Origin of the sequence: Trichocoleus sp. FACHB-40 (genome assembly GCF_014695915.1) — a bacterium.
In the GTDB taxonomy this organism is placed as follows: domain Bacteria; phylum Cyanobacteriota; class Cyanobacteriia; order Cyanobacteriales; family FACHB-T130; genus Funiculus; species Funiculus sociatus.
On record NZ_JACJPF010000060.1, the window covers coordinates 50,024 to 69,078 of the forward strand.

Here is a 19,055-nt window from a genome sequence, read left to right on the forward strand (position 1 = left end):
TTGTATTAGCTACTTATCTGTTGCAGCACTTGTTTTATCACATCCCGTGGCACCTGGTCGGTTACAATTGCTGCTCCAATTTGCGTCGGGAGGACAAAGCGCACTTTTCCGGCTTTAACTTTTTTATCGGTCGAGAGAGCGTCTACAATTGCTTCAATATCTAGTCCTGGTGGTAACGCAGTAGGTAATCCGGCTTTTTGGATTAATGCGTTTTGACGCTCTGAGGCTAACTTATCCCACATCTGTAGGTTTACGGCAATTTCACCCGCCGCTACCATGCCAATAGCTACAGCTTCACCGTGATTAACTACGCGGTATTCGGTTAAGCTTTCGACTGCATGACCGATGGTGTGACCGTAGTTGAGAATTGCTCTGAGTCCAGCTTCTTTTTCATCTTTGCTTACTACATCAGCTTTGGCTTGGCAAGAGCGAGCCAGGATTTCTTGTAATAAACCTGGGTCTAGATTGTCCAGACAGTCGAGATATTGCGATCGCTCCATCTGAGAAAATAATTCTGCATCCCAGATAATCCCGTACTTAATAACTTCGGCGATTCCAGCCCGAAACTCGCGCACTGGCAAGGTTTTTAGCACTTCTGGATCGATTAAAACTTCTCGCGGTTGATGGAAAGCACCAATTAAATTCTTCCCTTGGGGATGATTAACTCCCGTTTTCCCGCCAATTGACGCATCAACCATCGCCAACAGCGTTGTCGGTACTTGCACAAAGTTAATCCCGCGCAACCAAGTGGCAGATGCAAAGCCAGTCATATCGCCAATTACGCCACCGCCCAAAGCTACCATAGTTGAGGAACGCTCTAAACGATTTTCTAAGGCAGCGTCGTAGATTTTTTGTAGTGAGTCGAGAGTTTTGTAGCTTTCCCCAGCTGGGAGAGTAATTTGTGCGACTTCAAAACCAGCCTCTTTGAGGGATGCGATCGCCACTTCCCCGTAATATTGAAAAATTACCGGGTTAGAAACGACTAATACTTTCTTACCCAGGTTTAGCGAGATCATTCTGTCGCCGAGTTTTGCCAGATTGCCAGATGCGATCGCAATCTCGTAAGATTCCTGTGGTAAATTAACTCCAATAACCGATTCCATAAGTCTTCCCCATCAAAGAGCGATCGCTTGTCGGCTGTATTCTACTCCAGTTGATGATTCAATAGTTCATAGTCGATATTAGGTTAACGCGAAAAATGGATATCTCTGCTGCGATCGCTTACATTTTGATTTTGGGTGCTGCCTTTGGTGCAGCTTTAGCGCTATATTTCGGCCTTCGCGCCATCAAGCTAATTTAACAAGGGCTGGGGGCTGGGGAGTAGGGACTAGGTAAGATTCTTTCCAATCCCCAATCCCCAATCCCTATTTTCCTCAGGCTGTTACCTGTTGCAAATTTCGCTTCTTACTTTCTACTTGATTGTCAGTCGCTAGACGCGCCATCTGGATTGTTTTTGGGAAAACTCCTACCAACTGAGCCAAAATCTCATCCGGCATTTGGGTAGTTGCTTCGGGGCCAAAGTATCTCTCAAATAGCCTTAAAATCGCCACAGCACGGTGCAACGGTACGCAATGCTCCATCGCTTTTTGATTCAAGCGAATCCATTGCTGCCGGATGACATAAGCTTTTTGACGTTCTGCAAGAGACTCTGGGTAAACCACAGACGGATTGCCGATGGGGATTACCCGACGACAATTGATATCAAACAAACTGCCAACAGCTGCGCCTGGGCCTGCCATTTCCGCATGATGCCGATGGCAGATGATTATCGCACTACCAGGAAAACCGTTGACCTTAAGCAGTTGCCCACTCTTCAACTGATTTAAGATTTCTGTGGGTTGAGCGATCGCGATGGGGACGAGAGCTTTGTCTGGCATCGTAGGTCACAGAATCTTCTATTTTTAGTTTTATACATTTCTTTATATACGGAAGTGATTAAAACCGTGTGAGGGGTGTGATACCCATCTTTCTTTTAAGTGATCCTCCTCACAACATTTTTGTTACAAACAGAATATTTGTGCAATAAATGCAGTTAGCAAGGGAATTATGCCGCCCAACCTGTACTCGTCTCTACATGATGCCGAGGACGCGCGAAAAACTATGCCTGTGTTCTCTCTCTGATTAAGTTCGTCTGGCGGCATCCAAGAGCGCCTGAAATTACTCTATTGTCGCCAGAGGTAATATTGCTGTTTTAGCGTTCTGGTTGAGGAGCAGTTTGCCTGTAGCACTGACACTAAAATCTTTTCCTGGTATGAATCCTTTGCCAATCAACTGCTTGCAGACAGCGACTGAAGTAATTCTGCGGATTTGTTGCATCACATCGCTAGGAATCAGATGTTTTATAGTCCAGATAACTGATTCGGTGTCAAACCACATCAAACGCTCAATACTCACCAGCATCACACCAGCTACATCTTCAAGCGTCATCTGAGTTTTGAGATTGGCGATTAGGTCTTCCCCTATCTGGCTGTTACGGGTCATCATTGCCGCAGCCATCTTGCCAATTTCTTGTTCCAACTCTAAACAGTTCATTTCTGCCATTTGAGTTTTCTTCCTGATTGTTTTCGCAGTTCTGCCAAGTATACCCAAAGAAAGACGTAAATATTCCGTTAGATGGATGTAAAGAAAAGTTTTTTTTCTAAAATTATATGAACCCTGTTTATAACTCGACCTAAAAAAGCAAACAGTAGCCTTTAACGGGAGAAGCGATCGCTTAGTCCATAGATTGGCATAAATCTCAAAGCTTCCTGACCGAGAAGGGAATTGGGAATTGGGAAAAAGTCTTACCTAGTTCATAGTTCCTAGTCCCTAATCCCCAGTCCCCAGCCCCCTTAGTTAAAAAAAAACCCCTGGATAGGGGTAGTTGTTGTCTCTACTGGTGAATACTTATCGATGTTGAGTCCCAGGTACTGTGGAGTAAGTCTAATCTGGGTTTTTAATCAACATCACTTGTAAAATCTGGACAATGGAACAAACTCATAGCAGTCTTCTTACAGGAAGTGGGTATTAGCGTGTTCTACACGGTCAATGCTGACGATTCCGAAAATCTGTAACCGTTGAGTGCGACGCCAGTGTTGAGTGGGTACAACTCAACTGTCAAATACTGTGAGAACTGTCTAGCGAGAACCGAATTGCCGTGTTGGGTTGTCGTCAGATTTTTCCATCTTTTCGATGGCTGTCAAACCGATGTATGAACCCGCCAACAGCAATCCTGCTGAAACTAGATAGGCGTTTTCAATAATCCGAAGTGCGGTTTCAAAGGTAATGTAGGTAGTCATTGGTTCGTCTTTTCAGCTTTGGGCTGTTGTTTATCTTCCCTTATTACTCCACACCTTGGCTATCAATTTCCTCAGAAAGATCACTAGATTCTGCTTTAACCCAAAAAATTTCCCCGTAATTATACGGCTACGACTTGACCGCCTGAGAAGTAAAGGTAATATAAGGTAACTACAAAGACCGTAAAAACACTTAGGTTAACTACCAGGGGAGTTCTTTCCTAAAGCAGCATCAAAGAGAAGCTTCGCGCTTTTATACCATCTCGTTACTAGCTTTCGTCTCAAAAAAAAGCGTTCCCAGGCCACATAGCCTGGGAACGAGAGCAAAGGTAAAGGCTGAGACTGGGGACGAGAGGAAGGAGAATGTCTTCCTTCTAGACCAAACACCTTTCGATAGTCGCTAGGACAGACTCAGATAGCGCCGAGAGATCATAACCGCCTTCAAGACCAAAAAGGATGCGACGGGTTACTTGCAGACAATAATCTGTGAATACGCCAAAATCTTGCGGTTGCAGGTTGATGCTGGCTAACGGATCGTCTGCATTTGCGTCGTAGCCTGCACTGACAATCAACAAATCTGGCTGAAAGTCGGTTAAAAAAGGCAGGATTTTTTGTTCAAAACGCGGTTTATAATCAGCGATCGCGCTGCCTGGAGGTAATGGTAGATTTAATACGTTGTTGTAGTTTCCTCGTTCAGAGGCTTTTCCGGTGCCGGGATAGCAAGGATATTGATGCAGGGAACAGTAGGCAATTTTGGGATGGGTTTCGACAATATCTTGCGTACCGTTGCCGTGATGAACGTCCCAGTCGAGGATGGCAACGCGGTTGATTCCCGGTTGTTCAAGGGCGTGGTAAGCTGCGATCGCGGCATTCGAGAATAAGCAAAACCCCATCCCGGCGATTCTCTCGGCGTGATGTCCGGGGGGACGGGCTAGCACAAAGGCTGGGTTTCCGGTTTCGAGTACCCTATCCACTCCATCCAGCCACGCACTCACGGCTAATAAGGCGACATCGTAACTCTGGGGGGAAACCAGGGTATCGCCGTCCAAGTGTCCGCCGCCGTTTTGGGCGATACGCTGGACTCTCTCGATATGATCTTGAGTGTGAACTTGTTGTAAGATAGGCGCGATCGCCCTATCTTTCACTGGTGTCGGCAGCTGCCAATCAATTTGAGATGCCCAAGGAGCAGCATTTATTGCTTGTACAATTGCTGTTAGGCGTGCTGGTCTTTCGGGGTGAAATTGTCCAGTGTTGTGATTGAGAAAGTCATCCGAGTAGATTACTGGCAGCATAGTCGGAGAAAATTACGCAGGATTGATGCTTTCTGGCATTGTATCTATCCTGGTTATTTGTCTTCCTCCGATAAATCTTGCTTATAAATATTGTCTATCATATCTGTTCCGCCTGGGTCGTTAAGCGATTGCATTTGTGGTGCCACAGCAGGGTTATTGATCAGGTATTGTGGATCTTCTTCCATCAGAGTTTCGTTGATTGATGGAGGCTGTTTGATTTTAGCGATCGCTTCTTTGACTTCTGGCTCTAATTCTTTGTCTTGTTCGTTCATGTTTTCTTCTTGTGCGCTCATAGCTAATTCCACGCTTCTACTTGCATTTCTCTGTTTCAGCTTAAGCTTGCCTCTGGTAAGGTACCCACTACCTTGAGGCTTAAATTGAAATCAAATATTTTCACCCTATTACGTTTTGATATCGCTAAATTCAATAAATTAAAATTCTGCTGTCCGCTTCTAGAGTTAGCTTAGGATAAGCAGCTCTTTCGCTTACGATATCAAGGAAACAAGCCGTGTCACCCAGAAATCGCCCTCCAAATAATGAAACTCAACGCTGGACATTTCCTCAGCTTTTTGGGCTGGTAAAGCGTAATCCGTTAATGATTTCCCGTTGGGTCTTCCGCTGGGCGATTGTTGGTACTGTTTGCGGATTATTCGCTGGGTTGTACTGGAACATTCTAGAGTTGATGATTCACGTCCTACACCAGGTTGAGGGGCCGAGACTACTCCTATTGATGCCCCTGGCTGGTTTACTTGTTGGCACCGTAATTCATTTTTTAGGAAATCCAGGGGAAATTGCGGTAATTGTCGATAATATCCACTTTCGCGGCGGACGGCTGGATGCAACTAAAAATCCGTCAATGATTCTGGCATCTCTACTCAGCATATCGGCTGGCGGTAGTGCTGGCCCAGAAGCGCCACTGGTACAAGTAACCGGATCTTTTGGTACGTGGGTAGCGGATCGCTTGCATCTGGAGGGGGAAGACCTGAGAACGATGAGTTTGGCGGCGATGGCTGCTGGTTTCACTGCTTTGTTTGGCGCACCTCTTGGTGGTGCAATATTCGCTTTGGAAATTTTGCACCATCAACACGTTGTGGAGTATTACGAAGCAATGCTTCCAGCGATTGTTGCCAGTTGTGCGAGTTATCTCGTGTTTGCTGTAATTACTAAACTGGGTATTGCACCGACTTGGCATTTTCCCCAGTACCTTTTAGAAAACGTTGATGATTATGGCTGGGCAATTTTGTTCGGGGTTATTGGGGCGATCGCTGCATGGGTGTTTATGGCAATTTTTCGCGGGTGCGATCGCATCTTTGCCCGCATCGGTGGCCCGATTTATTTCCGCACCACACTCGCAGGTCTGGGATTGGGCATTTTAGCGGTATCTTTCCCCCTAACTCGTTATTTTGGTCACGAAGAGTTAGATACCGTCTTGGTGGGTAACTTTTCTGCTGTTTTCCTCTTTACTCTAGCTTTGGCAAAGATGGCTGCGATCGGCGTTACTGTCACTGGAGGTTGGCGGGGTGGGTTTATCATCCCGCTATTTTTTACAGGTGCGTGTTTGGGGAAAGCGATCGGAATTTTAATTCCCGCACTCAATCCTTCTCTTGCCATGATTTGCACAATGGCAGCGTTAAACGCAGCAGTGACGCGAACACCTATAAGTACCACTTTATTGCTGTCGAAACTTGCCAATATCAGCCCTTTAACGCCAATCTTGTTCGCTAGTTTAATTGGCTTCTTTCTCGCACCCAAAGCACCTTTGATTGCTTCTCAACTCAAGACTCAACAAGAAGCGATCGCAGAATAGTCATTGGTCAATATTCATCAGCAGCTATTGTGTCAGTATGCGATCACGCACTAGGCTGATCCATTTTCTCGCCATAGCGACCAATCAATAAAAACCCTCATTCCCCGCACGCACAGCCGACGTAAGATAATCCTGTTCGGTTCCTGTTTCGGGGAGGGTTGGGAAGGAGTTTTTCGACACACCAATTGTCAATGACTAACGCCCAATAAAAGCCAAAATGTGATAAAATTTTCATATAATTTGTCATTCTTTAGAATTAAGGCGGAAATAATCGCAATTTTTTGCGTATTATCTGCCATTATTCTACATTTTTGGAGCTTTTTCATAGTATGACCACTTCCCAGGAGCGGATTATCCCAACGGATTTAGGGAATGAGATGTCCCGGTCTTACCTGGAATACGCAATGAGCGTAATTGTCGGTAGGGCGCTGCCAGATGCCAGGGATGGTCTGAAACCCGTACATCGTCGCATTCTCTACGCAATGCACGAACTGGGGCTTACCCACGATCGTCCTTTCCGCAAGTGTGCAAGGGTGGTGGGGGAAGTGCTGGGTAAATACCACCCCCACGGTGATACTGCGGTATACGATGCTTTGGTACGGATGGCGCAGGATTTCTCCATGCGCGACCCCCTGATTAACGGACACGGCAACTTTGGTTCAGTTGACAACGATCCGCCCGCGGCAATGCGATACACTGAATGCCGCCTAAGATCCCTCACAGGTGCCGCCCTTTTACAGGATATTGAGTCGGAAACTGTAGATTTTGGGGATAACTTCGATGGTTCCCAGCAAGAACCGCTGGTATTACCGTCACGCATTCCCCAAATGTTGCTCAATGGTTCCAGTGGTATTGCGGTGGGGATGGCAACGAACATTCCACCGCACAATCTGGGAGAGTTGATTGATGGATTAATGGCGCTAATCCAGAATCCAGAAATAACCGACCTCCAGTTGATGCAGTATATTCCGGGGCCAGATTTTCCCACAGGAGCGCAGATTCTGGGAGTATCTGGGATTAAGGAAGCTTATACAACTGGGCGCGGATCGATTACGATGCGGGGTGTCGCTGAAATAGACACCATTGAACATCGGGGACGACCGGATCGGGAAGCGATTATTATCACTCAGTTGCCTTACCAAACGAATAAGGCAGCGTTGATTGAGAAAATCGCCGACATGGTGAATGATAAGAAGCTGGAAGGGATTGCAGATATTCGGGATGAAAGCGATCGCGATGGGATGAGAATCGTGATCGAACTCAAGCGAGACGCTTATCCCCGCGTTGTCCTCAACAACTTGTACAAGCAAACGCCTCTCCAAGCCAACTTTGGGGCGAATATGTTGGCACTGGTGAATGGGGAACCCCAAACGCTCACAATCAGACAGTTCCTCACCGTTTTCCTAGATTTCCGGATTGAGTGCATCACCCGCCGCACCCGCTACGAACTGCGGAAAGCAGAAGAAAGAGATCATCTGCTGCAAGGGTTACTGATTGCCCTGTTGCACCTAGATGAGATGATTGAGTTGATCCGCCGCGCCGCCGACACACCAACGGCAAAGACGCAGATGATGGACAACTACGGGCTTTCTGAGGCGCAAGCGGATGCAATTTTACAGATGCAGTTGCGGCGACTAACTGCACTGGAAGCTGAGAAAATTCGCTTAGAACACGACGAGTTACAAGCGCAGATTGCCGACTTGCAAGATATTTTGGCACGACGCGAACGTATCTTAGAAATCATCCAAACCGAGGTGACGGAAATCAAAACCGTCCACGCGACACCTCGCCGCACCGTCATCGAACACGCGGAAGGTGAAATTGACGACACCGACTTAATCGCCAACGAAAAAGCCTTGATTCTGCTAACAGAACAAGGTTATCTCAAGCGGATGCCAGTTAACACCTTTGAAGCGCAAAGCCGCAACACCAGAGGTAAAAAAGGTACTGGCATGAAAGAGGATGATGGCGTTGAGCATTTCCTTACCTGCTGCGACCACGATAGCGTTTTATTCTTTAGCGATCGCGGGGTTGTCTACTGCCTCAAAGCTTACCAAATCCCAGCTTCTTCTCGCACAGCGCGGGGTATCCCCATCGTGCAAATGCTGCCCATTCCCCGCGACGAAAAAATCACTTCAGTCGTGTCGGTGAGCGAATTTAGCCGGGAAGAATACCTGGTAATGCTGACTAAAGGCGGCTACATCAAAAAGACAGAATTAGCTGCTTTCAGTAACATCCGCTCGAATGGCTTAATCGCCATCTCCTTAGAAGAGGGAGATCAATTGCGGTGGGTGCGACGCGCTAGAGTGGATGATAGCATCATCATCGGATCGCGCCAAGGCATGGCAATTCACTTCCGCACCAATCACGAGCAACTGCGTCCCTTGGGTCGTGCAACTCGCGGAGTCAGAGCAATGGCTCTCCGTACTGGAGATGAACTGATAGGCATGGATATACTGCCAAGTCAAGTAGTCGCCAAAATAGCGGAGATTGAAGAACCGGAAGCAGCTGAAGACGCTCCCATCCTCAACGGTAACGGGCCGTGGGTGCTAGTAATTACAACAGGCGGATATGGGAAACGGGTGCCAGTTGCTCAATTCCGGCTGCAAAATCGCGCTGGGATGGGATTAGTTGCCACTAAGTTCCGCAAGCCTAACGACAAACTAGCTGCTCTGCGAACCATAAATGAAGGTGATGAGCTAATGATGGTGACAAGCCGAGGCATTATCATCCGTCAAGCAACAGATGCGATTTCCCTGCAATCAAGAATGGCAACAGGGGTGAGAGTGCAACGACTTGATGAGGATGATGCGATCGCTGCGGCGGCGTTAGTTCCCCCCTCTACTGGTGATGAGGAAGAAGTTCCAGAAGAATAAACCATGAAGGAGGAAGGATGAATGATGTTGAACATATTTCGCCTTCCTCCTGTCTTGACAAAGCGCATTTCTTGGCGTTCACTCATCGCCTTAGTGAGTGGTATCTTGATGGGGTTAACCACTGCACCAGTAGGTGCGTGGTTTTTTGCTTGGATTGCCTTAGCGCCCCTGTGGGTTTTGGTTGTCGAAGAACGTAAAAAGTTAGAAGTAAAAGAGCAAAAAAAACGAAAATTCTTTCTTTTACCTTTTCCTGTCGCCCTTAAAAAGGGGGGTTGGGGGGATCTCCTTTTGCCTTTACTTTGGGGAATCGGCTATCACGGCGTAGCTTTATTTTGGATTACCGGAATTCACCCGATGACGTGGTTGGGAGTTCCCTGGCTGGCGAGTTTAGCGATCGCATTCTTCTGCTGGACTTTTATCATCCTTTGGGGAGCCGCATTAGTTACAACTTGGGCAACTTGTCAAGCTTGGATTAATCGAAACTCCAAATCCGCCTTAATTCGCGTTCTAATTGGAACAGCTTTGTGGTGCGGACTGGAAAGCCTTTGGGGTTCCGGAAGCCTGTGGTGGACTTCCCTTTCCTTCACCCAAAGCCCTCACAATCTGGCAATTTTACACCTTGGTCAAATCTCAGGCCCCAACACAGTAACAGCAGCAATCGTAGCAATAAATGGCTTAATTGCCGAAGCCTTCATTAACCGCAAAGAACGCCAAGAAAAAACTAATTCTACCTCTTCCTCTATATCTTCTGCACCTGGACGGTTCCTTCTCCACCTAGGCTATTTAGGTATTGCGGCTGGAATATTTGTAGGGTTGCATCTCATAGGATTTGGATTGTACAGCCGTCCCATACTCCAACCGCAAGCAGCAGCATTAAAAGTAGGAATTATTCAAGGAAATATCCCCAATAAAATCAAATTTGATCGGGCTGGCTGGGAGCGCGCCATAGAAGGATACACCAGCGGTTATAAAGCTTTAGCAACAGAAGTTGATGCAGTTATAATCCCAGAAACTGCATTGCCCTTCGTATGGAATCAGCCAGAAAGAGTTGGCAGTTCCTTCTACTCAGCTATTAAGGAAAACGGTGTTGTTGCCTGGGTGGGAGGATTTGGTAAGCAGGGAAATAACCTGACAAATAGCTTATTTACTATCACTGGCAATGGTGAAATTTTTAGCCAATACGACAAAGTTAAACTGGTGCCTTTGGGAGAATATATTCCCTTCGAGCAATTTTTAGGAAAGATTATTGATAAACTTTCCCCTTTAGATGCTCAGCTAATTCATGGTAAACAAAACCAAATATTTAATACACCTTTTGGTCGTGCCATCATCGGGATTTGTTATGACTCCGCCTTCCCCGAACTTTTCCGACATCAAGCGGCTGCGGGCGGGCAATTTATTCTTACAGCCTCTAACGATGCTCATTACACCTCAACTATGATGGGTCAACATCATGCCCAAGATTTGATGAGGGCGATTGAAACTGATCGCTGGGCTGTCCGCGCTACGAATACTGGATTTTCTGGTGTGATAGACCCCCACGGCAGAACGCAGTGGATTTCTAGAATGAATACCTATGAGATTCACGCACATACAATTTACCGCAGACAAACGGAAACTTTGTATGTGCGTTGGGGTGATTGGTTAACGCCATTGTTGTTGATTGGGGGCGCGATCGCGTGGTTCTTCAACACCTTCTGGAGAAATAATTATCGTCCGCGAGACTGATGGCAAACCAAAGTTTTGAAAGGCTACCATCGAAGTGCGATCGCATTTCGTAGATGAGAGGCAGTGGCATGAGTGACTTAGATCGACGGAAGCTTTTATCTGGGCTATGTCATGGAGCAATCTTTTTGAGTTCCACTATCGTATCTATCGGCATACCCATTGCAATATTGTTCATCATCGATGATCCAGTTGTCAAAGAGAACGCCAGAGAATCCCTAAACTTTCACATCAATCTTTATATTTATTCAGCCATTTGTCTGATGCTGAGTTTTATCGTAATCGGTATACCACTGTTTATTTTGCTAGGCATTGCAAGTTTTATAATGCCAATTATCGCTCTTGTCAAGGTTCTCAGCAATCCTAATAAACCCTACCGTTACCCGTTGATTTTTCGATTAGTGCAGTAGCAAATAATAGCGATCGCTCGGTGTAGATCCAGATTTACTAACTTAAAAAAAGACTTTTGGTAAACCGCGATCGCTTACTTCCTGAATTTTATGTATTACCGCTAATGGAACTCTCTTGAGCATCGGCCATCTGCTGCACATCAGCAATCATTTGCCTAACCTTCTCTGCATCTGGAGAAGTGAGTTGTTGAAAAACTGCTAAAGATTCCTGCAAGTAGGTTAAGGCTGTAATAAAATTTTTCTGAGCATATGCTAATAACTGTCCTATTTTCATCAAAGCTAATGCTTGAAAGTTCTCCTCACGCAGGTAATTCCAACATTTAAGAGCCTGCTGATAAAACTCAATTGCCTGTTGATATTGCTCTGAGAAAGTGTAAACATCACCCAGACTATGCACAGCTACGGCTTCAAGCCGGCAATCGCCAATTTCTTGTGTTAAGTGCAGGCATTGCTGATAAAACTCAATTGCTTGCTGGTACTGCTCTAAGGCAGTGTAAGCCTTACCGAGATTATTCAAAGTTAAAGCTTCACGCTGGTGATCGCCAATTTTCCGTGTTACTTTCAGACACTGCTGATAAAACTCAATTGCCTGCTGGTACTGCTCTAAGACAGCGTAAGCATTGCCTAGCATACCTAGCGAGGGGACTTCCCCCTGGCAATCGCCAATTTCCCGTGCAATTGCTAAGGACTGCTGATAAAATTCAATGGCTTGGTGGTACTGCTTTAGGGCAACATAAACATTGCCCAGACTGCGTAAAGTTTTGGCTTCACGATGGCGATCACCAGTTTCCCGTGCAATTGCTAAGGACTGCTGATAAAACTCAATGGCTTGCGCGTAATCCTCTAGGGTAGCGTAAACATCGCCCAGTTTATTCAAAGTCATACCTTTGAGGGGGCGAGTACCGATTTCCCCTGAAATTGCTAAGGACTGCTGATAAGACTTAATGGCTTGCTGGTAGTGCGCTCCTAAAGAGTAAGCATAGCCCTGAAAATTCAGAATTATGCCTTCTAGCAAGCGATTGCCAGTTTCCCTGGCAATTAAGAGTGACTGTTCTAAGAGGGAGATCGCTTGCTCAACTTGCCCCTGAAGAATGTAGACAACTCCTAATTCATACAGAACAGTCGCTTTTTTACCCTTTAAATCCTCATTTTTGTTTGTTAGCTCAAGTGCTTTTTCCAGGTATTCTGTCGCTTTTGTGAATTCAAACTGGCTGCGATTAGCCTCTCCTAACTGAATCAAAATATCAATCCGTGTCTGTAAATTATCTTCTGTTTCATGACAACCAGAGGGGCTGTATTCCATCAAGAGTCTATGTAACAGATCAACTCGCTCTTGTTTTTCAGGCAACTCTAACTCATCAAGGATTTTTTCAGACTGGAGAGTTTTGGCAAGGGCATCATCTTTAGTGGATTGAGCTGTATTGAAATGGAATATCCCTGATTTCCATGCCCAAAAATCAGGTGCAAATTTAGCTAGACGAGTAATGGCATAATCTGGCAAGCAAAAAAGAATAGGATGAGGGACGCTTTTAGTAAAGGAATCCCGAACAAAGTTGAGATCCTGTAGCACGGGTGGGTATTCCCCAAACATCCCAATTGATTTTTCTAACCCTTGCAGAATTAAAACTAATTTTTTATCAGGGTCAATATTTATATCTAGCAGATTTTGGATTATTGAATCCCTCAAAAAACGTAGCTCCGGGTTATCAAAATTTAGTAACTCAAACTGAATATCTTTGTATTTAGAATGTTTTTTGAGTGCTTTTATTAACGTATCTAAATCTTTATAAAAATTAATTTCTATAAATCCAATTGTAAAACCTTCAGCAAAATCTAGAAATGTCAACAGTTCAGATAATTGCTGCTGATTCATAGAAATAAATGTATCGACATCTGAATTTAATTCAGATAACTCTATATAATCATTAAGAAGATTGGAGAGCTTGTTTGAGAGCTTTTTGGAAGGCATCTATTTGCTTAATCACTGGGTTGACGTAGTTCCACCGATTGTTGCCGTTATATTCTAAAACAGATGTATTAAACAGCATCAATTGCCCTATTTCGTCTTTATTAATATCTTTATTTATGCAGACTTGTGCTAAGAGAGCATAGTGTTCTGTAGGAATAACCCGCTCAAAATTAAATTGTTCCTGTTTAACTGCATAGGTGACATCTTCAACCGTAATTTTATTGTGACCGCGAGTGCTAGCAGTTTGGCAAGCAGTTCGCATCATTTGCATTAACTGACGGACATGACCACCGCTGGCTCTTGCCAAATCTAGCAAGGGTTCGCGCGATTCAAATACAGCCTCAATTTCGACCCGATGCTCAATCAAACTGGCAACCGCGTCTAGTGCTTTTTGGTTATAATCTAAATCCACGCGATCGCGTTCAAATTCATAAATATTTACCATCGGCACAATATTGGGTTTATCGAAAACGTTATTTAAGTTTTTTTCTGAATAAAGTATAGAAATAGGTACCGTGTAGATAATCGTGCAGTGTAGTTCTTGTAACTGTGCTGCATAGTCAAAAAACAAATGATTGCCAACATTCGGTGGTACTCGATCTAAATTGTCAAAAATTATCAAAAATCCTTTGGAATGCGGAAATTTAGTTCGTAATTTTTTATAGCCATCACTCACTAAAAGATTAATATCGCTTTTGAGGCGAGAAATATCTCTTTCTAGAGCTTCTCTAATTGATATCTTTTTCTTTTCAGAACCTTTGATTTGAGCAGTTACTTTAGCTAATAATTTAGCAATAAAAGGAATCTCTGCACCTGCTTCTGCTGTTGTTTCTATACCAACCGAGTTTTCTATACTTGTTTCCGTCTCTTCAGTAATATCTTTAAACCAGGACTCAAAGCTATTTAGAAGTTGAGTGTCAAACTTTAAACCCAAAGTGCGTAATTCATACTCAACAAGCTTGATAATCACCAAATACAAATCTGTATAACGAGCATCGTTAATATCAATTTCTTCATCTGATTCTAAGTAAATCACCCGATAATCAGATTCCCATCGACTCTTAATGCGTCTCAGCTCTGTACTCTTACCGCAGCCTCTATGCCCTGTAAATAAAAGTGTAGTAAATTCTCCAGCTTCTTGAAAGTCTAAAATGGTGCTAACATCTTCAACCGCCTGAGTTTTCCGTACTGTTGATAAGTGAACATAGTATCGCTGGATATTTTCACCTTCTAGCGGGCGTACATCACAAACCCGATACGCAGCTTTAAGAGTCGTAGCACGATTGGGAGGAAGTGGAACCATCGGGTTAGCCTAGTTGTAGTAACTGAATAGAGCTATAAAAATTTATATAGCCAAATTCTAGGCGATTTGCTGTGCCATCTCAAACCCTATCGTGTCTTGCGGCAAAATCTACAATAGCGATGAGCAAGTAGCGCTTGCATACATACGCTTTGCGATCACTCCTTCCTCAAAATCTAGCAAAGAGCGATCGCACTCTCCTCGAGGAAAATGCGATCGCTCTTTAGTTATTGCCTGATACTACTGGTTCATCTGTGTCCCAGGAGTCGTCTGGGTTCCACGGTTCATCTGTGTCCCAGGAGTCGTCTGGGTTCCACGGTTCATCTGCGTCCCAGGAGTCGTCTGGGTTCCACGGTTCATCTGCGTCCCAGGAGTCGTCTGGGTTCCACGGTTCATCTGCATACCCGGTCTTGCAGGGGTATCATCGTTTCTTCCAGCAAATGTGTTGCGTGTCATCGTCGCCGCCATTTGCAAATGGCCCTGCACCCTTGGCAAAATCCTAGCAGCAAAAGTTCTCAGATCAGGATCTTGTCCCAGCAGCACTTGACGCTGGTACACCGCCTGACTTTCCATGTGACCGTTAAGCCCGCCCTCCATCATATAGGCTTTATCGAAATTCTCTCCAGACAACTGCTGAAGCTGCATCATTGCTGCTTCATACTTTGGCCCGGGAGTGGTTGGAGGAGTGATACCCTTTTGGGCGGCTAAGCTCATGAGTTCTTTATTTGCTTGCGTATGCTCGTTAATCATCTGCTGAGCGAATTGCTTTACCTCAGCGTTTGTTGACTTTCGCAACGCTAGTTGCCCAAGTTGTACTTCTGCCATTCCCCCGTGAGCAGCATCGATAACAAACTGCCTGTCTAAGGCGCTAAGTTGATTGTTTCTTGGCGACATTCCAGGTGCTGGCGACATCGGCCGGTTTGGTGACATTCCAGGTGCTGGCGACATTCCAGGTGCTGGGGACATCGGCCGGTTTGGTGACATCCCAGGTGCTGGCGACATTCCAGGTGCTGGCGACGTGGGTCGGCTTGTTTGAGCTACCGCTGAGTAACCCAAAGACGCAAATAATCCGGCTGCCACCAGGGCGGCAGTTGCTGTTGCCCGTCTAATCATTGTCAAAGTTCCTTATCTTTCTGAGTTTATATGTGTCCTAATACATTAATTAATCTGGTGAGAGACTAACAATTTTAGGACGGTTTTAAAGCGCCATTTTTTTGTTTTCTACCCAGACTAGGAGGAACATCTGAGCAGTAAACCATCTATTGTTAATGATGCTTTACTTTTGATAAATTCCCTCTTTCTTTAGGTATGTGTGTTTACCAATGAAAGCTAAAACTTAATTCTAAAGATAACTATTAAACACCTAACTATAGATAGATGAAGGTTTATCAAAAGGCGAAATTTAAAAAACTTTAAAAGCAGTGGTTGGGCAACATCCAAGTGACAAAGACGCTCTTGTGTAGCGAAAAGCTTGCATTGAACAATTTCGGAGTGGTAGCGTCACAGAGCTAGTTAAATTTACGTGGAAGCTGCAATATAGCCCAAATGATGAAGCGATCGCTCCTTAGCCTCACTCTAGGCTTAACTTTCCTAGAATCAGTCGTTCCAGTCGCCTTGGCCGCGCCACCCAGAAGCCCAGACCAAACTGTAGAATGTGAAATTTTGGTTGCGGGAGGCGGACTTTCCGGTGCCGCAACAGCATATGAAGCCTTGCTATCCGGGCGAACAGTTTGCTTAACTGAGATTACCGACTGGGTAGGCGGACAGATTTCCGCCCAAGGAACTTCGGCACTGGATGAACGCCCGACCCAGCGCCAGCAGCTATTTTATTCTCGCGGTTACTTGGATTTGCGGCAGCGGATCAAGAGTAAATATGGAGAACTCAACCCAGGCGACTGTTGGGTAAGCGAATCCTGCTTTTTGCCCAAAGATGCTCATAACATACTCTTCAATCAGTTAAAAGATGCCGCCAGACGGGGAAAAGGTACGCTGAAATGGTTTCCCTCGACGGTGGTTAAGGAACTAGACATCAACCAAAGTGGGAAACTGATTCAAGGCGCGATCGCTATCCAGCATCGTCCCGTTAAAGGCGCACCACCGCTAAACACTTCACCGCTGTCTCAAACCATCGAAGATTCCTATCGCTACGAGAACTCCCCTCAGTTTGAAAAAAGTATTGTCCGCTTCGTACCCCAGCAGCGGAAAAAGCAAACCGGGGGAACAGGCCCTGATTGGTATGTAGTTGATGCAACGGAAACCGGGGAACTGATAGGCTTGGCGGACGTTCCCTATCGGCTAGGTATCGACCCCCGATCTTATGTAGAACCATCGTCCTCCAGCGAAACAGGCGATCGCTACTGCACCCAAGGCTTTACCTACACCTTTGCTATGGAGGCAACCGATAAACCGCAAGCCCACACTCCGCCGCCGTTTTACGAACAATATGCGCCTTACTACAGCTATGAATTACAGCGATTGGCGGATTTTGGGCTTGTCTTTACTTATCGCCGCATTTGGAGTCCGAAAGAGGGACAACAAACCAAATTCGGGGGCGTTACTTATAGCGCACCAACACCTGGCGACATCTCGATGCAGAACTGGACTTGGGGTAACGACTACCGCCCTGGAACTGCCGAAGATAACTTAATTTACTCCCGCGATCAGTTGCAAGCTAGCGGACAGCTACAGCCCGGAGGGTGGATGGGAGGACTGCGGACAGAAACCCTCCGTAAAGGTGAAGAAAATGCCTTGGGATATTTCCATTGGTTGGTAGCTGGAACTACTGATTCTCAACTAGGCGCAAACGTCAAGCAGCCGCAACCAAATAATCGCTATTTGAGTGGGTTAGATTCCCCGATGGGAACAGCACATGGCTTGTCTAAGTACCCATATATGCGGGAAGGACGGCGGATTATTGGACGACCTGGTTGGGGACATCCCCAAGGCTTTACCTTGTGGGAAATTGATATTTCTCGCCGCGACTATAACGATGAATATTACCGCAACACTCTCTCACCACAAACCTATCGTAGTTTACGGGCAGCATTGGCTGGTTTTGAAGCAGCAAGTGCGATCGCAGGCACCAAGCCTTTAGATCAAATCATGCGGCGCAGTCGTTCCACAATTTACCCGGATTCTATCGGTATTGGTCACTATGCGATTGACTTCCATCCTTGCATGACTATGAGTCCGGCAGAAGCCCCAGGTAACAAAGAACGTGAGGGTGAACGGCGGGGTGCAGGACAAGCGTATCCGTTCCAAATTCCACTCAGAGCATTAATTCCCCAAAAAATCGACAATATGTTAGTCGCTGGGAAAAGTATTGCTACCAGCCACATCGCCGCCGCCGCCTATCGGGTGCATTCCTTTGAATGGTCAGCTGGTGCAGCTGCGGGAACAACAGCCGCTTTTGCCTTGGAAAACGGAATAATGCCTTATCAGCTAGTAGATGAACTGCCACGTCAAGAACCGCAATTAGAAGCGCTCAAACGTCGTTTGCAGAAAAATAGCAACCCAATTACTTTTCCAGATACCTCAATTTTTAACCAGAATTGGGAAGAGTGGAAGTAATATTTGCTAATGGCTAATGGCTAATTGTTTTTTATTAAAATAGCAATCCTATCTGAGGCATAAAATTCTTTCTTTTTCTTTTTAGAGTGCCTCGGCGGTTCGTTTTTTTACAAACCCATTAGGATTGCTATATTAGCAATTAGCAATTAGCAATTATTTTGCCGTTTCTACAGGTGCAGCCAACCACCCATCGCTGACACCAGCGTCGCGCAGCCGCATAGCACCGATATTGCGGCTGAGTACCGCTAAACCTGCCAAGTGAGCTTGCAAGCCTGCCGTACTAGCGCAGCAATCGGTGAGTATAATTGGTTCTACGCTGATGTCAAAAAGATCCATTGCGATTTTTAACACGCACATATCGGTATCAATACCGACGATGAAGATCCGCTTAATATCATGCTTTGAGAGATAGTCTGCTAAGGAATCCGGCAGTCCGCACAGTCCCGACTTGGAAAAAATGAGGTCTTCTTCTGCAAAGGTTTGGAGTTCTGGGACAATGTTTGTGTCTGGTTCGTGGTTGCAGCCGTCCCAGTTGAGGAAGCGACTATAGGGGCCATTTTGCGAGTTGATAAACCGAGTAAACAAAAGCGGTGTATAGTGCGATCGCGCGATCGCACGGGCGATGCGTTGTGGGATGTGATGAGTGAATTCGTTGATGAAACCGGGTTGCACATCAACGATCAGTAATGGCTCGGACATTTATTAAATGGTCTTATATACATTGAGGAATCTATCTTTCATAATTAGAAGAGTTATTAAAGGGAATTTCTACCCCTCTAAAGTTATAAACCCACTTTTGTAGCCTAATTTTAGGTTAGGTTGAGGCAACCG

16 protein-coding genes are annotated in these 19,055 nt (G+C 45.5%); 6 read left to right on the plus strand and 10 right to left on the minus strand.

The window, feature by feature from the left end:
* Positions 1 to 5: 5 nt before the first annotated feature.
* Positions 6 to 1,103, minus strand: coding sequence for a 3-dehydroquinate synthase (gene aroB / locus H6F63_RS13880; RefSeq protein WP_190638195.1), 1,098 nt, complete (start codon positions 1,101 to 1,103; stop codon positions 6 to 8).
* A gap of 101 nt (positions 1,104 to 1,204) precedes the next feature.
* On the opposite strand from aroB, the gene H6F63_RS13885 reads away from it, so the two are divergent.
* A complete protein-coding gene (locus H6F63_RS13885; RefSeq protein ID WP_190425270.1) occupies positions 1,205 to 1,300 on the plus strand; it encodes a cytochrome b6-f complex subunit PetL in 96 nt (31 codons plus the stop codon).
* A gap of 73 nt (positions 1,301 to 1,373) precedes the next feature.
* On the opposite strand, the gene H6F63_RS13890 is transcribed toward H6F63_RS13885, so the two are convergent.
* From H6F63_RS13890 to H6F63_RS13910, 5 genes are all read right to left on the minus strand, one after another.
* On the minus strand, positions 1,374 to 1,877 hold the full coding sequence (locus H6F63_RS13890; RefSeq protein WP_190638197.1) for a hypothetical protein: 504 nt from the start codon (positions 1,875 to 1,877) through the stop codon (positions 1,374 to 1,376).
* 280 nt (positions 1,878 to 2,157) lie between these two features.
* Positions 2,158 to 2,541 carry a hypothetical protein gene (locus H6F63_RS13895; RefSeq protein WP_199298016.1) on the minus strand — a complete coding sequence of 128 codons (384 nt, stop codon included), beginning with the start codon at positions 2,539 to 2,541 and terminating at the stop codon, positions 2,158 to 2,160.
* Positions 2,542 to 3,116: 575 nt separating this feature from the next.
* A complete protein-coding gene (locus tag H6F63_RS13900) occupies positions 3,117 to 3,278 on the minus strand; it encodes a hypothetical protein (protein WP_190638198.1) in 162 nt (53 codons plus the stop codon).
* Between the two features lie 371 nt (positions 3,279 to 3,649).
* A complete protein-coding gene (locus H6F63_RS13905) occupies positions 3,650 to 4,567 on the minus strand; it encodes a histone deacetylase (protein WP_190436218.1) in 918 nt (305 codons plus the stop codon).
* 53 nt (positions 4,568 to 4,620) lie between these two features.
* Entirely contained in the window at positions 4,621 to 4,860 is a 240-nt protein-coding gene (locus H6F63_RS13910) for a hypothetical protein (RefSeq protein ID WP_190451889.1), read from the minus strand.
* Between the two features lie 215 nt (positions 4,861 to 5,075).
* On the opposite strand from H6F63_RS13910, the gene H6F63_RS13915 reads away from it, so the two are divergent.
* From H6F63_RS13915 to H6F63_RS13930, 4 genes are all read left to right on the plus strand, one after another.
* Entirely contained in the window at positions 5,076 to 6,374 is a 1,299-nt protein-coding gene (locus tag H6F63_RS13915; protein ID WP_347269470.1) for a chloride channel protein, read from the plus strand.
* 329 nt (positions 6,375 to 6,703) lie between these two features.
* A complete protein-coding gene (gene gyrA / locus H6F63_RS13920) occupies positions 6,704 to 9,250 on the plus strand; it encodes a DNA gyrase subunit A (RefSeq protein WP_190638200.1) in 2,547 nt (848 codons plus the stop codon).
* A 24-nt stretch (positions 9,251 to 9,274) separates the two neighbouring features.
* A complete protein-coding gene (lnt, locus tag H6F63_RS13925; protein ID WP_347276797.1) occupies positions 9,275 to 10,978 on the plus strand; it encodes an apolipoprotein N-acyltransferase in 1,704 nt (567 codons plus the stop codon).
* Between the two features lie 68 nt (positions 10,979 to 11,046).
* On the plus strand, positions 11,047 to 11,385 hold the full coding sequence (locus tag H6F63_RS13930; RefSeq protein ID WP_190638203.1) for a DUF4870 domain-containing protein: 339 nt from the start codon (positions 11,047 to 11,049) through the stop codon (positions 11,383 to 11,385).
* 88 nt (positions 11,386 to 11,473) lie between these two features.
* On the opposite strand, the gene H6F63_RS13935 is transcribed toward H6F63_RS13930, so the two are convergent.
* From H6F63_RS13935 to H6F63_RS13945, 3 genes are all read right to left on the minus strand, one after another.
* Complete coding sequence (locus H6F63_RS13935; protein ID WP_190638205.1) at positions 11,474 to 13,258, minus strand: tetratricopeptide repeat protein; 1,785 nt, start codon at positions 13,256 to 13,258, stop codon at positions 11,474 to 11,476.
* A gap of 52 nt (positions 13,259 to 13,310) precedes the next feature.
* On the minus strand, positions 13,311 to 14,657 hold the full coding sequence (locus H6F63_RS13940) for an AAA family ATPase (RefSeq protein WP_190638207.1): 1,347 nt from the start codon (positions 14,655 to 14,657) through the stop codon (positions 13,311 to 13,313).
* A 237-nt stretch (positions 14,658 to 14,894) separates the two neighbouring features.
* Positions 14,895 to 15,767 carry a DUF4142 domain-containing protein gene (locus H6F63_RS13945; protein ID WP_199298017.1) on the minus strand — a complete coding sequence of 291 codons (873 nt, stop codon included), beginning with the start codon at positions 15,765 to 15,767 and terminating at the stop codon, positions 14,895 to 14,897.
* 435 nt (positions 15,768 to 16,202) lie between these two features.
* On the opposite strand from H6F63_RS13945, the gene H6F63_RS13950 reads away from it, so the two are divergent.
* Positions 16,203 to 18,224 (plus strand): FAD-dependent oxidoreductase, encoded by a 2,022-nt coding sequence (locus H6F63_RS13950; protein ID WP_190638275.1) that lies wholly within the window; start codon positions 16,203 to 16,205, stop codon positions 18,222 to 18,224.
* A gap of 153 nt (positions 18,225 to 18,377) precedes the next feature.
* Here H6F63_RS13950 and H6F63_RS13955 read toward each other — a convergent pair whose 3' ends face one another.
* The gene (locus H6F63_RS13955; RefSeq protein ID WP_190638209.1) at positions 18,378 to 18,923 is read right to left on the minus strand and encodes an isochorismatase family cysteine hydrolase; all 546 of its coding nucleotides are present in this window, start codon (positions 18,921 to 18,923) and stop codon (positions 18,378 to 18,380) included.
* Between the last annotated feature and the right edge of the window lie 132 nt (positions 18,924 to 19,055).

Coding starts and splice junctions, on each gene's coding strand:
- H6F63_RS13945 (WP_199298017.1), bottom strand. CDS start 15,767: ATGATTAGACGGGCAACAGCAACTGCCGCCCTGGTGGCAGCCGGATTA.
- H6F63_RS13890 (WP_190638197.1), bottom strand. CDS start 1,877: ATGCCAGACAAAGCTCTCGTCCCCATCGCGATCGCTCAACCCACAGAA.
- H6F63_RS13905 (WP_190436218.1), bottom strand. CDS start 4,567: ATGCTGCCAGTAATCTACTCGGATGACTTTCTCAATCACAACACTGGA.
- H6F63_RS13895 (WP_199298016.1), bottom strand. CDS start 2,541: ATGGCAGAAATGAACTGTTTAGAGTTGGAACAAGAAATTGGCAAGATG.
- lnt (WP_347276797.1), top strand. CDS start 9,275: ATGTTGAACATATTTCGCCTTCCTCCTGTCTTGACAAAGCGCATTTCT.
- H6F63_RS13930 (WP_190638203.1), top strand. CDS start 11,047: ATGAGTGACTTAGATCGACGGAAGCTTTTATCTGGGCTATGTCATGGA.
- H6F63_RS13910 (WP_190451889.1), bottom strand. CDS start 4,860: ATGAGCGCACAAGAAGAAAACATGAACGAACAAGACAAAGAATTAGAG.
- H6F63_RS13900 (WP_190638198.1), bottom strand. CDS start 3,278: ATGACTACCTACATTACCTTTGAAACCGCACTTCGGATTATTGAAAAC.
- aroB (WP_190638195.1), bottom strand. CDS start 1,103: ATGGAATCGGTTATTGGAGTTAATTTACCACAGGAATCTTACGAGATT.
- H6F63_RS13950 (WP_190638275.1), top strand. CDS start 16,203: ATGAAGCGATCGCTCCTTAGCCTCACTCTAGGCTTAACTTTCCTAGAA.
- H6F63_RS13955 (WP_190638209.1), bottom strand. CDS start 18,923: ATGTCCGAGCCATTACTGATCGTTGATGTGCAACCCGGTTTCATCAAC.
- H6F63_RS13940 (WP_190638207.1), bottom strand. CDS start 14,657: ATGGTTCCACTTCCTCCCAATCGTGCTACGACTCTTAAAGCTGCGTAT.
- gyrA (WP_190638200.1), top strand. CDS start 6,704: ATGACCACTTCCCAGGAGCGGATTATCCCAACGGATTTAGGGAATGAG.
- H6F63_RS13935 (WP_190638205.1), bottom strand. CDS start 13,258: ATGAATCAGCAGCAATTATCTGAACTGTTGACATTTCTAGATTTTGCT.